Below are 12392 nucleotides of genomic sequence, written 5' to 3'. Positions count from 1 at the left end.
GAACGTCCCGATGGCATCTTTCACCGGCAAATCCGGCAAGTGTTCGAACTTTGGCAACTGTTCGCTGGCCGACGCCCGCACCACGGTTGAAGTGCCCAACGGGCAGGATTTCGTTTGCACCGAATGCGGCAAGCCGCTGCTGCTGATGGACGCCGGCCCGCAATCTGGCGGCAACTCGAAGGCGCTGGCCGTGGGCGCGCTGCTCTTGGTGCTGCTGCTCGCCGCTGGCGGCATCGGCTGGTCGCTGATGTCCAAGAAGGCGCCCGAGTTGCCCCCGCCGGTGGCTATCGAGCAGCCGCAAACACCGCCCAAGGCGGAATCGGCAGCGCAGCCGCCGATCACCGGCAACTGTTCGGACGCCGACGAGCGCGTGGGCCTGTGCCGCCGCCCTGCCCAGTAAAACCTTTTAATCCGGGAGATTCGCAAAAATGAACCAGTCACCGAAAAAATGGACGCGCGGCTTGATCGTTCTCGCCGGCATTTGCGCCGCAGCTGCCGCGCTGCCGGCCAGCGCCGAGAGCATCGTCACCGGCGGCAAGACGGGCACCTATTACGCCATCGGCAACAACCTGCGCGATTTCGTCAACCCATCGCTGGAGGTCAAGGACTCGCGCGGGTCGTGGGCCAACGTGGAAGACATGAGCCGCACCAAGGGCGTGACGCTGGCCATCGTGCAGTCGGACGTGTATTCGTCGTTCGTGCAGCTGCGCGACTCGAAGGACGTTCCGGAAGCCACGCGGCGCGAATACGCGCAGCTGCTGGCCAATTTGCGCGTGTTCATGCCGCTGTACAAGGAGGAAATCCATTTCCTCGTGCGCAAGGATGACCCGATGGAGTTCATCCACCAGATCAAGGGCAAGCCCTTGTGGATGGATGTGGAGAAAAGCGGCACCTACCTTACGGCGCTGAACATCTACAGCAAGCTGTTCCAGGAGCGGCCGAACGCCGTCGAGCCCTTCATCAACACCACCGCCACGGGCGAGGACGAAGGCACCAAGCGGCGCCGCTCGGCGCTGATGTCGCTGAGTGACCCGGCGTATTACAAGGCCTACCCGAAGATCGACGTCATGGTGCTGGTCGGCGGACAGCCGCTGAGTCTGCTGGAGAAAAACATACCGTCCAACCTCAAGCTGCTGAAATTCGATGCGGCGCAACCCGGCGCTGCCAAGGTGCTGCAGGATTACCAGAAGGCGGGGATTCAAAAGGCCAGCTACCCGCTGTTGAACATCGCGGGCAGCGAATTGGCTTCGCTGGCGGTGGACTCGTATTTGATCACCGCCAATTTTGCCGACCCGCAAAGGAATCAGTTCATCAAGGAGTTTGCCGACCAGTTTTGCAGCAAGTTCGGCGTGCTGCAGGAGCGCGGCCATGCCAAGTGGAAGTCGCTGAGTTGGCAGCCGGGCTCAAGCTTGCCGCCGGTGGCCGCAGGCTGGCAGTATTCCGACAAGGTGAAGGGGCAGCTGGCAAGCTGCCGGACCAGCGCTGCGGCGGCCACGTCAGCCAAGCCCAGCGCCTGCAGCCCTCAGGACCGGGTGACCGGACTGTGCCGCTGATTTTTTGAATGAAAAATGGCTCTTGCGCATGCTGGGTGTGCGCAAGCAGCTATTGAATTGGTAGCTGTCCCTGGCTTGTGTTTTTTTCCCGCTTTCAGCGCAGGCCGAAATAAGACAAGATGACGCCGATGATGACGACCAGGCCGACAATGTAAATGATGGTGTTCATGATTTCCTCTCTGGGACACTGGACGCGCCGGGACGGGCTCCTTGTGAACATCAATCATTGCCGCCGAGACAGCTTTCAGCTGTAGGCAGCCCGACTGAAAAACCGTCGGACAAATCCCTTACAGCCCTTGGGGCTGAATTTCTGCCGCTTCGATCAGAAACTGCACGCGCCGGACGCCCTTCCACTCATTGGTATCGAGCCGAAACGCCAGCGTGACGCGCGCGGGCAGGGCGTCGGTGTGGCCGAACCAGATGCCGTCCACCGGCTCTCCCTGGTGCTTGAGCTTCAGGGATAAATGCTTGTCGTCGCCCACCAGCCGCTGCGACACCACTTCGACTTCTTCGCTGAAGGTTGGCGCGGCAAAGCCCTGTCCCCAGACCTCCTTGTGCAGCGTGTCGACCAGATCGGCGCGGCGGTATTCGGGCGCCAGCGGGCCATCGGTGTCCAGGCGCCGCATCAAGGTGGCGGCGTCCAGCCATTCACGTGCGACCTGCTGCAGCCCATGCTCGAACAGCTCGAAGTTTTCTTCGGCAATCGTGCAGCCGGCCGCCATCGCATGGCCGCCAAAACGCAGCAGCACGCCGGGGTGGCGCTTGGCGACCAGGTCGAGCGCGTCGCGCAAATGGAAACCCGGGATCGAGCGGCCCGAGCCCTTCAGCTCATGCTCCTTGCCCGGCGCCTGGCTGGCGGCAAACACGAAGGTCGGCCGGTGCAGCCTGTCCTTGATGCGCGAGGCGACGATGCCGACCACGCCTTCATGGAATTCCGGGTCGAAAATCGCAATCGCTGGCGGCGGCCCGCTTTCCCCGTGAGCGTCCTCGTCAATCATCGCGTCAGCCGCCAGCTGCGCCTGGTCGCGCATGCCGGACTCGATGCTGCGGCGTTCGCGGTTGATGCTGTCGAGCAGCGTGGCCAGCTCGTCGGCCCGCGCCGGGTCGTCGGTCAGCAGGCACTCAATGCCCAAGGTCATGTCGGCGAGCCGGCCAGCGGCGTTGATGCGCGGGCCGAGCGCAAAGCCGAAATCGAAGGTGGTTGCCGTTAGCGCCTGCCGGCCGGCCGCCTTGAACAGGCTGGCAATGCCGGCGGGCAGCGCGCCGGCCCGGATGCGCTTGAGCCCCTGCGCGACCAGCCGGCGGTTATTGGCATCCAGCTTGACCACATCGGCCACCGTACCCAGCGCGATCAGTGGCAGCAGCGTGTCGAGCTTGGGCTGATGGGCCGCGTCAAACACGCCGCGCTCGCGCAGTTCGGCGCGCAGCGCCAGCAGCACGTAGAACATCACGCCGACGCCGGCGATGGCCTTGCTCTCGAACGCGCAGCCGGGCTGGTTCGGGTTGACGATCACGTCGGCGTCGGGCAGGCCGATCTGCTCGTTGAACAGCGCGGGCAGGTGGTGGTCGGTCACCAGCACCTGCAGGCCCAGCGCCCGGGCGCGCGCCACGCCGTCGATGCTGGCAATGCCGTTGTCCACGGTGACCAGCACATCGGCGCCCGTCGCTTTCACGCGCTCGGCAATCGGCGCGGTCAGGCCGTAGCCGTCGATGATGCGGTCGGGCACCAGGTAGCTGACATTCCGGGCGCCCAGCAGTTTCAGGCCGCGCAGCGCCACGGCGCAGGCGGTGGCGCCGTCGCAGTCGTAATCGGCCACCACGCAGATTTTTTTATCGGCGGCCATGGCATCGGCCAGCAGGATGGCCGCTTCGCGCGTGCCTTTCAGCGACGACGGAGGCAGCAGCAGCGCCAGCCCGTCGTCAAGTTCTGCCGCCGCATGCACGCCGCGCGCCGCATACAGCTGCGCCAGCAAAGGGTGAATGCCGGCCTGCTGCAGCGCCCAGAGGCTGCGCGGGGGCACGTCGCGTACCTGGATTTTCATGATGAGGTGCCTGAGAAAATGATGATTGCTATTATTCTTATAGCTGCTTGAGCACGTCCAGCGTGCGCAAAGGGCTTAAAAAGCTTGAAATTTTGCTCATCAGGCCAGCGCGGTGCGTCTGGAAAGTCTGGGCGCTGCTTTCGCCGCATAGCGTCACCCGCACGCTTTCGCCGGCGCGCTGCCGGGCCTGCAGCGCGGCGATGTCGCCCGCTTCCAGCGCGGCCCAGGCCTGCGCATAGCCGGCCCAGTCTTCCCTGAACACCGCCTGCGCCAGGCTACGCGGCACGCTGACTTGTTCCCGATGAGGCGGGCTGACTTGCTCCCTCTCCCCCTGGGAGAGGGCAGGGGTGAGGGCCTCCCCGAATCCGGCAGGCAAATCCCCGGTGCCGCTGATCCAGAACGAATTGACCGGCAACTGGCGCTGCGCCTCGCGTTCGTCATTGAACGGATGCGTATACAGCAGCATCTGCATTTCATTTTGCAAGCGTCGCAAGGGTCCAGCCCTTTTCGTGTCCGGCAGCCAGGCGTCCACATTGCGCGCCAGCACCCGGTCAATCGAAGCCGTCGGCAGGCCGCGAAACAGCTCGCCCTCGGCAAGCCAGCGCCCCGGCGCCACGCCATGCAGCGTGATGCCGTCGGTTTCAAAATAAGGCTGCATCAGCGCCAGCAGGCGGCGCGATTCGTCCTCCTGCAAACCGAGCAGCGCCGGATCGCTCAGCGTGGCATGCAGGTGTCCCATGGCCCAGTGGCACGGCGTGATCCAGGCCCAGGCCTTGTCCTCCCCAGTCTGCATGTGTTCCATGGCCTCGCTGGCGGCCCACGGCATCAGGCCGTTGGGCGTGTCCAGCGTGGCAATGCCCAGGGCGCGGGCCAGGGCGCGCTCGTGCGGGGGCGACAGCGATTCTGATGGTTGCGTGTCGGTTTCGACCAGTTTCATGCCCTGGAGCAACTGGCCGAGGCGCTTGAAGCTTTCTGGCGGCAGCGATTGCAGCGTGGGCAGCCAGGCTTCGGCGCTGCAGGCGGCAAAGGGAATCAATAAATGGGGGGTCGAGTCAAGGCGCATCGGCCTATTGTCCGGGATGCCACAATCGCTGCCATGCAAATCCCCTATGAGCTGATTTTGGGCTGGCGATACACCCGCGCCGGCCGCGCCACCCGGCGAAACGGTTTTATTTCGTTTATTTCAGGCGTTTCCATGCTCGGCATTGCGCTGGGCGTGGCGGCGCTGATCATTGTGCTCAGCGTGATGAACGGCTTTCAGAAGGAAGTGCGCGACCGCATGCTGGGCGTGATCTCACACATCGAGGTGTTTGCGCCCGGTGGTGGCGCGCTGGCCGATCCGCAGAAAACCCTGGCCGAGATACGGGCCAATCCGAATGTCGTCGGCGCTGCAACTTTCATAGCTGCCCAGGCCCTGCTGGCGCGCGGAGAGGACATGAAAGGCACCTTGGTCCGGGGCATTGACCCGCTGCTGGAGGGGCAGGTGACCGACCTGGCGGTGGAACTGGAAAAGACCGCTTTCCCCCGGCTCGTCAGCGGTGAATTCGGCGTGGTGCTGGGCGGCGAACTGGCGCGCGCCATGGGCGTGCGCGAAGGCGACAGCGTGACGCTGATCGCGCCCAGCGGCCAGGTCACGCCGGCCGGCGTCGTGCCGCGCCTCAAGCAAATGACGGTGGTAGGCACCTTTGACTCGGGTCATTTTGAATACGACTCGGCGCTGGTCATGATGCACCAGGACGACGCGGCGCGGATTTTCCGGCTCGAAGGGCCGACCGGCATCCGCATCAAGCTCAAGGATTTGCACCAAGCGCGGCAGGTGGCGCTGGAGTTGTCGAAAACCCTGAGCGGCGACCTGTTGATTCGCGACTGGACGCGGCAGAACAAGACCTGGTTTGCCGCCGTCGAGCTGGAAAAACGCATGATGTTCATCATCTTGACGCTGATCGTGGCGGTGGCGGCGTTCAACCTGGTCAGCACGCTGGTGATGACGGTGACCGACAAGCGCGCCGACATCGCCATCTTGCGCACGCTGGGCGCCAGCCCGAAAAGCATCATGGGCGTGTTCATGGTGCAGGGCGCCATGGTCGGCGTGATCGGCACGCTGTCGGGCCTGCTGCTGGGCCTTGGCGTTGCCGTGAACATCGACGTGATCGTGCCGGCGCTGGAGCAGCTGCTGAACGCCAGCTTCTTGCCCAAGGACATTTATCTGATCAGCCGCATGCCCAGCGAGCCGCAGTACAGCGACATCATGCCGATTGTGGTGATCTCGCTGATTTTGGCTTTTTTGGCCACCATTTATCCCAGCTGGCGCGCCAGCCGCGTGAACCCGGCGGAGGCCCTGCGCTATGAGTGATATGACCCCCACGCTCTCCACTTCGTGTGGTTCGCTGCCCCCCGAGGGGGCGCTGCGCCTGCGGCCCGGCGAAGCCGGTTCCGCGGCCCCTGCTGGTGGGCAGGGGGTGGCGCTGCAGAGCGTCGCCCCCACGCTCCCCACTGCGTGTGGTTCGCTGCCCCCCGAGGGGGCCGCTGCGCCTGCGGACTGGCAAAGCCAGATCCGCGGCCCTGACTGGCAGGGGAGTGACTCCGCGATCTCCTCTGAATTTCTCCTTCCCCCGCTGGGGGAAGGCAGGGATGGGGGCCTCCCCGAACCGGTCCAAGTCCAAGGCGAAGTCGTGCTGCGCGCCAGCGGCCTGACCAAGCGCTTCACCGAAGGCCGGCTCGACGTGACGGTGCTGCAGGGCGTGGACCTGCAGGTGCATCGCGGTGAGACGCTGGCCATCGTCGGCACGTCGGGGTCGGGCAAAAGCACGCTGCTGCACCTGATGGGCGGGCTGGATGCGCCGACCAGCGGGCAGGTCGAGCTGAAAGGCCAGGTGCTGTCCAGCCTGTCGCCTGCAGAACAGGGCGAATTGCGCAACCGGCACCTGGGTTTTGTTTACCAGTTCCACCATTTGCTGCCCGAGTTCAGCGCGCTGGACAACGTCGCCATGCCGCTGTGGATTCGCCGCCAGGACCGCGCGCAGGCCTCGCAGGTCGCCCGCCGCATGCTGGCCAGCGTGGGGCTGGAAGACCGCATTCACCACCGGCCGTCTGAACTGTCGGGCGGCGAACGCCAGCGCGTCGCCATTGCCAGAGCCCTGGTCACCCAGCCGGCCTGCGTGCTGGCCGACGAGCCGACCGGCAACCTCGACCGCTCGACCGCCGACGGCGTGTTCCAGCTGATGCTCAAGCTGGCCCGGGAACATGGCACGGCCTTTGTCATGGTGACGCACGACGAGGCGCTGGCGGCGCGCTGCGGGCGGCAGCTGCGGCTGGTGCTGGGCAAGCTGTCGAAAGCGTGAACCCGCAAGTCTTCATGGCTGGCGCGGACAAAAGCCAAGGGCCATAAAAAAAGACAGGCAAAGCCTGTCTTTTTTAAGAGCGCGGGAACCGCTTACTTGACGGTGGCGGCTTTCACATCGGCCTTGCCTTCGGCTTTCACGGCGGTGGTGGCCGATGCGGCATTGGCCTTGTCAGCGGTGGCGTCAACCTTCACCTTGTCGGTCTTGGCGGTGGCATTGACGATGGCCTTGTCGGCTTTGGCATCGGCCTTGGCATCGACTTTGTCGGCCTTGGCTTCTGCGGCTACCTTGTCTTTTGGCTCGGCTTTGACAACCTTGGCATGGGCTTTTGCCTTGGTATCGGTGGCCTTTGCGTGGGCCTTGGCCTTGGCATTGCCGGACTTCACTTCGGATTTTTCAACCTTGGCGTCGGCCTTGGCATCGACTTTGGCTTCGGATTCGACGGCCTTGACCGTGGCTTTGTCAGCCTTGACTTCTGCTTTCACGACTGCAGGCGTGGCAGGCGCCTGGGCGAATGCACCGGAAACAAACAGACCGGCGATCAGGGAAGCGAGTAACTTGTTCATGAGAAGCCTTTAGTTGAAATCAATTGACGCAACGGTATCGTTGCAATCAACCTATTAACGACCGTCCAGCCTAGCCAGTTGACGCTGTTTACATTACTTTGCAATTCGAATTCAGACATTTCTGCCGTGCAAGCGGTGACGGGTTGATGGCTTGCTGCGCCCAGGATGGCCCCTGGTCAACCGTTCCTCCCTGCTGAAATGGCACCCCTGAAGCATAATCACCGGTTGCGCGTCGCGCATTGCGGCGGCACGGCTCGTGCCTCGGTCGCGCTTGAATCTGACACGCCAGTGTGCGGCAAGCCGCCCGCCCATCGCTTCGCTGCAAGGAAATTCCCCACAAACGCATGACCGATCACTACACCACCCTGGGGCTCAGCAGCGCGGCGACGCTGGCTGATGTCAAAAAAGCCTTTCGCCAGAAAGCCTCCTTCTGGCACCCTGACAAAAACGCCGCGCCAGAAGCGCCCGCGCGCTTTCGGGCGGTGCAGCAAGCCTACGAAGTGCTGTCCGATCCCGACCGGCGCCAGGCCTACGACGACAACCGCCGCCGCAACCTGCTCGACAGCCCGCTGGAGACTGCGCAGGGCATCTGGCAAAACTATTTCAATTCCCTGCTTTGAAAACCAACCGCAACATGAACATTTCCCCGTTTTTCCGCAACCTGCGCTCGGCCTACCGCGCTGAAATCGACGACCTGACGTTTGACTCCGATGGCCGCGACGTGCTGCGCCAGCGGCTGGCCGAAAAGCGCAAGGAAATCGGCTTTCTGGTGCAGATGATGGAACTCAGCCCCGAGATGGTGGCGGTGGTCTTTCACCAGGGCCTGCGCTTCACCGAGCCGGCCCTGATGGAGCATCTGCTCAGCCACGAATCCGACGAGTTTCCCGAGTGGTCCAGCCTGTCGGGCGGCATCGAGCTGACGCCGTGGGCGCACGAGCTGGCCCAGATCATCCTGAAGGCACCAAGCGGCGAGTGGTTCCTTACAGTGGCGGCGGGCCTGCACTACATGGCGGACAAGCCGGACGCGGCCTTCGGCGGGCAGGGCGGCGGCGACGCACGCGACGAAGACAGCGATGAAGGCGATGAAGGCGATGACGGCGACACCGATGGCCAGGACGATTTCAACGACCACGAAAGCGACGAGGTGCGCGGCGACGCCAGAGACCGCGAAGAGGCGGGCGCCAGCTGGCTCGAAGATCAAGGCTTTGACCGCAAAGACTGACGCAGTGACGCGCCGACTTTTTTGAATAAACACACAGTTAACCCGTATGAACCACCTTGCCCTGATTGAAAAAACCCAGACCTTGATTGCCGCCGGCGACATCGTTGGCGCTGAAAGTGCGCTGGTCGAGCTGGCCGATGCCGAGGGCGACAGCGCGTTGATGGTCGTGCTCGACCTGCTGCCGGCCAAGGACATCCTGGCGGTTATCCGCGAATACGACAATTCGAAGGAATCCATCGTGAACCTGCTGGTCACGCCCGAGCAGTTCGCGCGCGCCGTGGTGATTGAAAAGCAGTACAAGGACCTCACGCGCACTCACCTGCGCGGCATGATGAACGCCATCATCTTCCGCGAGGACGCCGATCCGCTGGAGTTCCTCAATGCCATCGGCGACCTCGAAGGCGGCAGCGAGGCGCTGGCCGACTACTTCACCGAGAAATGGGACCGCATCGAGGCTTTTGCCTGCAATGGCAGCTTCGACACGATGAAGGACACCGGCGAACTGATCTCCAAGGCCGACCTGCAGGCCAGAAGCTACGAACGGCCGCAGGTCGAGCAGGACGAGGTGGCCGACCATGACTGGATGGAACTGGCCTGGCTGCTGCGCTACCAGAACCCGGACCTGTTCATCGAGATGCTTACCGTGCTGCGGGCGAAGGCGCGCGCGCACGACCTGGGCGCGGAGGGCGACGAGTCGCTGGACGACGAGGACGACGGCAAGGTGGAGACCGGCGACACCGACCGGGGCCAGGCCACGCCGGCCGCGCGCGACTCGGACGAGGAATCGGCCATCTGACGCTGGCGCCGTTCGGACCGCCACCCTTCTTCACCATGACGATGAACCCTTCAGCCCCTGTTTCCCCTGTTTCCCCCGCGCCGGTTTCACTCTACGACGCACGTCCGTTTTTTGAAAAAGCGCTGCAGTTCGGCATGCAAAACGGCATCATTGACAGCGCGAAACTCGACGCCATCCGCACCGATGCGCCCAAGGGCATGGTGCAGATTGCGCGTTACTTTGGCAACGAATTCCTGCGTCCGGACATTGAAAAAGCCAGGGACCGCATCATCAACCTGGTGAGCCTGTACCTGGAAAGCACCAGCGGCGGCGATCTGCGCCAGGCCGCCGAGTCGCTGCGCGACCATTCCTTCCTGTCGCGCTCCAAGGGTGGATCGGACATGCTCAAAGCCCTGCTCGCGCTGCCTGAGAGCACCAGCTTTCATGCCAGCCTGGACAGCGGCCTTGATGCCGCCGGCCCGCCCAAAGGGCTGGCCGAATGGTCACTGAAAAGCCTGGCCGACTACCAGGCCGAACTGGCCCGGCGCCGGCCAATTCAGCAGGAAAAAGACGCAGCGCTCTGGCTGGCCGAGCAGCTCGGCCTGGACGTGGAGGCCCTGGAAGAGGCGCACACCCATGCCGAAGCGGTGCTCCGCACGGCCTTGCTGGCGCTGGCCACCCGGCGCACTGAATTCCCCGACTGGGTCGAATTTGAAAAGATGGTGGCCGACCTGCGCAAGAAGTACGAGGCCGCCAGGGCCCGCAGCGAGGCCAAGACCCAGAAAGCCGCCAGCGCCCGGGCGCAGACGCTGTCCATCACGATTCCGCAGGACCTGCCCGATGAATTTCGGGGCGTGGTGCAGGCCGTGCGCCAGTCCGTGCTGGCCGACCTGCCGCAAATATTGGACGGCGCGCTGTCGGCCCGGCCGCTGTTTGCCAATGACAGCGAACACCACCATGCGCCGCTGCTCGGCCGCTATTTCTGGGTGGAAGACATCGCCAGCGAGATGCATTACCACGAGCAGTCGGTATCCAGCGCCTGGGACAAGGTGACAGGCGGCAACTGCGACGACGGCTCGCTGCTGACCCTGCTGGTCTGCGTGGCGGCCGATGCCGTGCCCAAAACCGTCTTGAGCGAAAAAGCCGCCGCCGCGCTGGTGCGCAAGATGCAAAAACCGGGTAGCGAGCCCGGTTTCAGGCCCGAGCTGGCCCGCCAGTACATCGCTGACCATGCGCCTGCGCAGCACCAGGACGCGTATTGGCAGCTATGGGAAGATTTTGTCGAAGAGGCCGGGGCCACGCTGCAAAGCGATTCGACCTACGCGCGCAAGGATGCGCTGGCGCTGCTGCGCCGCGAATGCCATGTGAAGGCGGCCTGAATCCGTGCCTGCAGTGCTGCCCGGTGCTTGCCTTTCGGCCTGTCAGGACAATTCCTGACGTAGCTCATCGGTGCATCCGGTGCTATGCTGCAGTGCAACAAAGTCGCATGCGCCTGAGCCTCGGGCGTATTGCGCAAGCACCGTCAGGAGACGCTTTTGCTTTTTGGAAGACGCAGCCAGCAAACCATCAACCTGGCCCTGCAGGGCGGCGGCGCCCACGGCGCCTTTACCTGGGGGGTGTTGGATCAGTTGCTGGAAGACGGCCGAATCGACTTCGAGGGTGTCAGCGGCACCAGCGCCGGCGCCATGAACGCAGTCGTCCTGGCGCAGGGCCTGATGACCGGCGGCCGCGAGGGTGCACGGGCCGCGCTGCTGGCGTTCTGGTCCCAAGTGGCCGGAAGTCTGCCGTTTGAAATCGCCATCCCGTCCAGGGACGGCCAGAACGTCAGCTTGGTGCCGGCCTTCAAAATGATGCTGCAGTTTGCCCATTACTTTTCGCCGCAACAGCTCAACCCCTTCGATGTCAATCCGCTGCGCAAGATTTTGCTGGCGCAGGTCGATTTTGAACGCCTCCGGAGCGAAAGCCCGGTCAAGCTCTACATTGCCGCGACCAATGCCAATTCAGGCAAGGTGCGGCTGTTTCGCTCGCCAGAGATCAGCGCCGACGCCATCCTGGCCTCGGCCTGCCTGCCGCAGATGGCCCGTCCGGTCGAGATTGAAGGCGAGCCCTACTGGGATGGAGGCTATGCCGCCAATCCGGCGATTTATCCGCTGTTCTACGAATGCAAGACCAGCGACATTTTGATGGTGCTGCTCACGCCCCTAAAGCACAAGGGCACGCCGCACAGCGTCCAGGAAATCAAGGACCGGGTGCTCGAACTGGCCTTCAATTCGACCTTCCTGCGGGAAATGCGCATGTTTGCCCATGCCCGCGAGTACGCCAGCGAATCGTTTTTCTCTTTCGGCCGGCTGGAGCGGCGCCTGGTCCGCCTGAATTTCCATGTGATCGACGCGCAGGAGCAGATGCATGAGTTCAAGACCGAGACCAAGCTCGCGGCGAACATGGGGTTTTTTGAACTGCTAAAGAATCTGGGACGCGAGCAGGCCAGGGCCTGGCTGGAAGCCAATCACGGCGAGATCGGCAAGCACTCCACGGTCGATCTGGCCGAATTGTTTTATTGAAGGTAATGAAGGCAAGGGAATTTTCCCGTTTGGAAACAGTCCATTTTTAAAGGAGTAGCTGTCATGAAAAATCCGTTTATGAGCATGTTTCTCAGTGGCGCCAACAAGATCGCCGGATCGGCCCGGGCCCAGGCGACCGCCGCCGTCAAGCGCGAAACCGCCAAGAACACGCGGCAGGCCACCAAGGCCTGGACCGATGCGCTGATGCCCAAGGCTGCGGCGCCGAAGAAAAGAAAATCAGTGAAGAAGTAAGCTGCTATTTAAATAGTAGCTATTCATGCCCGACCGTATTGCGCAAAAGGCATATTTCGTCGTAAAAATTCCTTTTGACG

General features: G+C 63.3%; 14 protein-coding genes. 10 read left to right on the top strand and 4 right to left on the bottom strand.

Annotated elements, in window-relative coordinates; translation table 11 throughout:
* Nucleotides 1-10 precede the first annotated feature (10 nt).
* Both ACP7AD_RS04600 and ACP7AD_RS04595 read left to right on the top strand, forming a co-directional pair.
* Nucleotides 11-400, top strand: a complete 390-nt coding sequence (locus ACP7AD_RS04600) for a hypothetical protein (RefSeq protein ID WP_426145924.1) — start codon at nt 11-13, stop codon at nt 398-400.
* A 28-nt stretch (nt 401-428) separates the two neighbouring features.
* Nucleotides 429-1553, top strand: a complete 1125-nt coding sequence (locus ACP7AD_RS04595; RefSeq protein WP_426145922.1) for a TAXI family TRAP transporter solute-binding subunit — start codon at nt 429-431, stop codon at nt 1551-1553.
* 94 nt (nt 1554-1647) lie between these two features.
* On the opposite strand, the gene ACP7AD_RS04590 is transcribed toward ACP7AD_RS04595, so the two are convergent.
* From ACP7AD_RS04590 to ACP7AD_RS04580, 3 genes are all read right to left on the bottom strand, one after another.
* A complete protein-coding gene (locus tag ACP7AD_RS04590; protein WP_426145920.1) occupies nt 1648-1773 on the bottom strand; it encodes a hypothetical protein in 126 nt (41 codons plus the stop codon).
* A gap of 67 nt (nt 1774-1840) precedes the next feature.
* On the bottom strand, nt 1841-3595 hold the full coding sequence (recJ, locus tag ACP7AD_RS04585; RefSeq protein ID WP_426145918.1) for a single-stranded-DNA-specific exonuclease RecJ: 1755 nt from the start codon (nt 3593-3595) through the stop codon (nt 1841-1843).
* A 37-nt stretch (nt 3596-3632) separates the two neighbouring features.
* Nucleotides 3633-4658 carry a hypothetical protein gene (locus tag ACP7AD_RS04580; protein ID WP_426145916.1) on the bottom strand — a complete coding sequence of 342 codons (1026 nt, stop codon included), beginning with the start codon at nt 4656-4658 and terminating at the stop codon, nt 3633-3635.
* Nucleotides 4659-4691: 33 nt separating this feature from the next.
* Between ACP7AD_RS04580 and ACP7AD_RS04575 the strand changes: the two genes are divergently transcribed.
* Nucleotides 4692-5948 (top strand): lipoprotein-releasing ABC transporter permease subunit, encoded by a 1257-nt coding sequence (locus tag ACP7AD_RS04575; protein ID WP_426145914.1) that lies wholly within the window; start codon nt 4692-4694, stop codon nt 5946-5948.
* Between the two features lie 262 nt (nt 5949-6210).
* Nucleotides 6211-6936 (top strand): lipoprotein-releasing ABC transporter ATP-binding protein LolD, encoded by a 726-nt coding sequence (gene lolD / locus ACP7AD_RS04570; RefSeq protein WP_426146093.1) that lies wholly within the window; start codon nt 6211-6213, stop codon nt 6934-6936.
* Between the two features lie 92 nt (nt 6937-7028).
* On the opposite strand, the gene ACP7AD_RS04565 is transcribed toward lolD, so the two are convergent.
* Nucleotides 7029-7502, bottom strand: a complete 474-nt coding sequence (locus tag ACP7AD_RS04565) for a hypothetical protein (protein WP_426145912.1) — start codon at nt 7500-7502, stop codon at nt 7029-7031.
* Between the two features lie 344 nt (nt 7503-7846).
* Here ACP7AD_RS04565 and ACP7AD_RS04560 point away from each other — a divergent pair, with 344 nt between their 5' ends.
* The 6 genes from ACP7AD_RS04560 to ACP7AD_RS04535 all read left to right on the top strand — a co-directional run bounded on the left by ACP7AD_RS04560 (nt 7847) and on the right by ACP7AD_RS04535 (nt 12312).
* On the top strand, nt 7847-8122 hold the full coding sequence (locus ACP7AD_RS04560) for a DnaJ domain-containing protein (RefSeq protein WP_426145910.1): 276 nt from the start codon (nt 7847-7849) through the stop codon (nt 8120-8122).
* A gap of 14 nt (nt 8123-8136) precedes the next feature.
* Nucleotides 8137-8724: a hypothetical protein gene (locus ACP7AD_RS04555; protein WP_426145908.1), complete on the top strand. Its 588-nt coding sequence runs from the start codon at nt 8137-8139 to the stop codon at nt 8722-8724.
* Between the two features lie 46 nt (nt 8725-8770).
* A complete protein-coding gene (locus tag ACP7AD_RS04550; protein WP_426145907.1) occupies nt 8771-9520 on the top strand; it encodes a hypothetical protein in 750 nt (249 codons plus the stop codon).
* Between the two features lie 41 nt (nt 9521-9561).
* Complete coding sequence (locus ACP7AD_RS04545; protein ID WP_426145906.1) at nt 9562-10878, top strand: hypothetical protein; 1317 nt, start codon at nt 9562-9564, stop codon at nt 10876-10878.
* 156 nt (nt 10879-11034) lie between these two features.
* Entirely contained in the window at nt 11035-12060 is a 1026-nt protein-coding gene (locus ACP7AD_RS04540; protein WP_426145905.1) for a patatin-like phospholipase family protein, read from the top strand.
* 63 nt (nt 12061-12123) lie between these two features.
* Entirely contained in the window at nt 12124-12312 is a 189-nt protein-coding gene (locus tag ACP7AD_RS04535; protein WP_426145903.1) for a hypothetical protein, read from the top strand.
* Nucleotides 12313-12392 lie beyond the last annotated feature (80 nt).

Source organism: Polaromonas sp. DSP2-3-2b2 (genome assembly GCF_049895905.1).
Lineage (GTDB): Bacteria > Pseudomonadota > Gammaproteobacteria > Burkholderiales > Burkholderiaceae_C > Polaromonas.
This window is presented reverse-complemented; position numbering and strand designations above follow the sequence as displayed.

Bases quoted from the DNA above. Each gene is read 5' to 3' on its own strand.
- recJ (WP_426145918.1), bottom strand. From the start codon at position 3,595: ATGAAAATCCAGGTACGCGACGTGCCCCCGCGCAGCCTCTGGGCGCTG.
- ACP7AD_RS04600 (WP_426145924.1), top strand. From the start codon at position 11: ATGGCATCTTTCACCGGCAAATCCGGCAAGTGTTCGAACTTTGGCAAC.
- ACP7AD_RS04575 (WP_426145914.1), top strand. From the start codon at position 4,692: ATGCAAATCCCCTATGAGCTGATTTTGGGCTGGCGATACACCCGCGCC.
- ACP7AD_RS04595 (WP_426145922.1), top strand. From the start codon at position 429: ATGAACCAGTCACCGAAAAAATGGACGCGCGGCTTGATCGTTCTCGCC.
- ACP7AD_RS04565 (WP_426145912.1), bottom strand. From the start codon at position 7,502: ATGAACAAGTTACTCGCTTCCCTGATCGCCGGTCTGTTTGTTTCCGGT.
- ACP7AD_RS04550 (WP_426145907.1), top strand. From the start codon at position 8,771: ATGAACCACCTTGCCCTGATTGAAAAAACCCAGACCTTGATTGCCGCC.
- ACP7AD_RS04580 (WP_426145916.1), bottom strand. From the start codon at position 4,658: ATGCGCCTTGACTCGACCCCCCATTTATTGATTCCCTTTGCCGCCTGC.
- ACP7AD_RS04590 (WP_426145920.1), bottom strand. From the start codon at position 1,773: ATGTTCACAAGGAGCCCGTCCCGGCGCGTCCAGTGTCCCAGAGAGGAA.
- ACP7AD_RS04545 (WP_426145906.1), top strand. From the start codon at position 9,562: ATGAACCCTTCAGCCCCTGTTTCCCCTGTTTCCCCCGCGCCGGTTTCA.
- ACP7AD_RS04560 (WP_426145910.1), top strand. From the start codon at position 7,847: ATGACCGATCACTACACCACCCTGGGGCTCAGCAGCGCGGCGACGCTG.
- ACP7AD_RS04535 (WP_426145903.1), top strand. From the start codon at position 12,124: ATGAAAAATCCGTTTATGAGCATGTTTCTCAGTGGCGCCAACAAGATC.
- ACP7AD_RS04555 (WP_426145908.1), top strand. From the start codon at position 8,137: ATGAACATTTCCCCGTTTTTCCGCAACCTGCGCTCGGCCTACCGCGCT.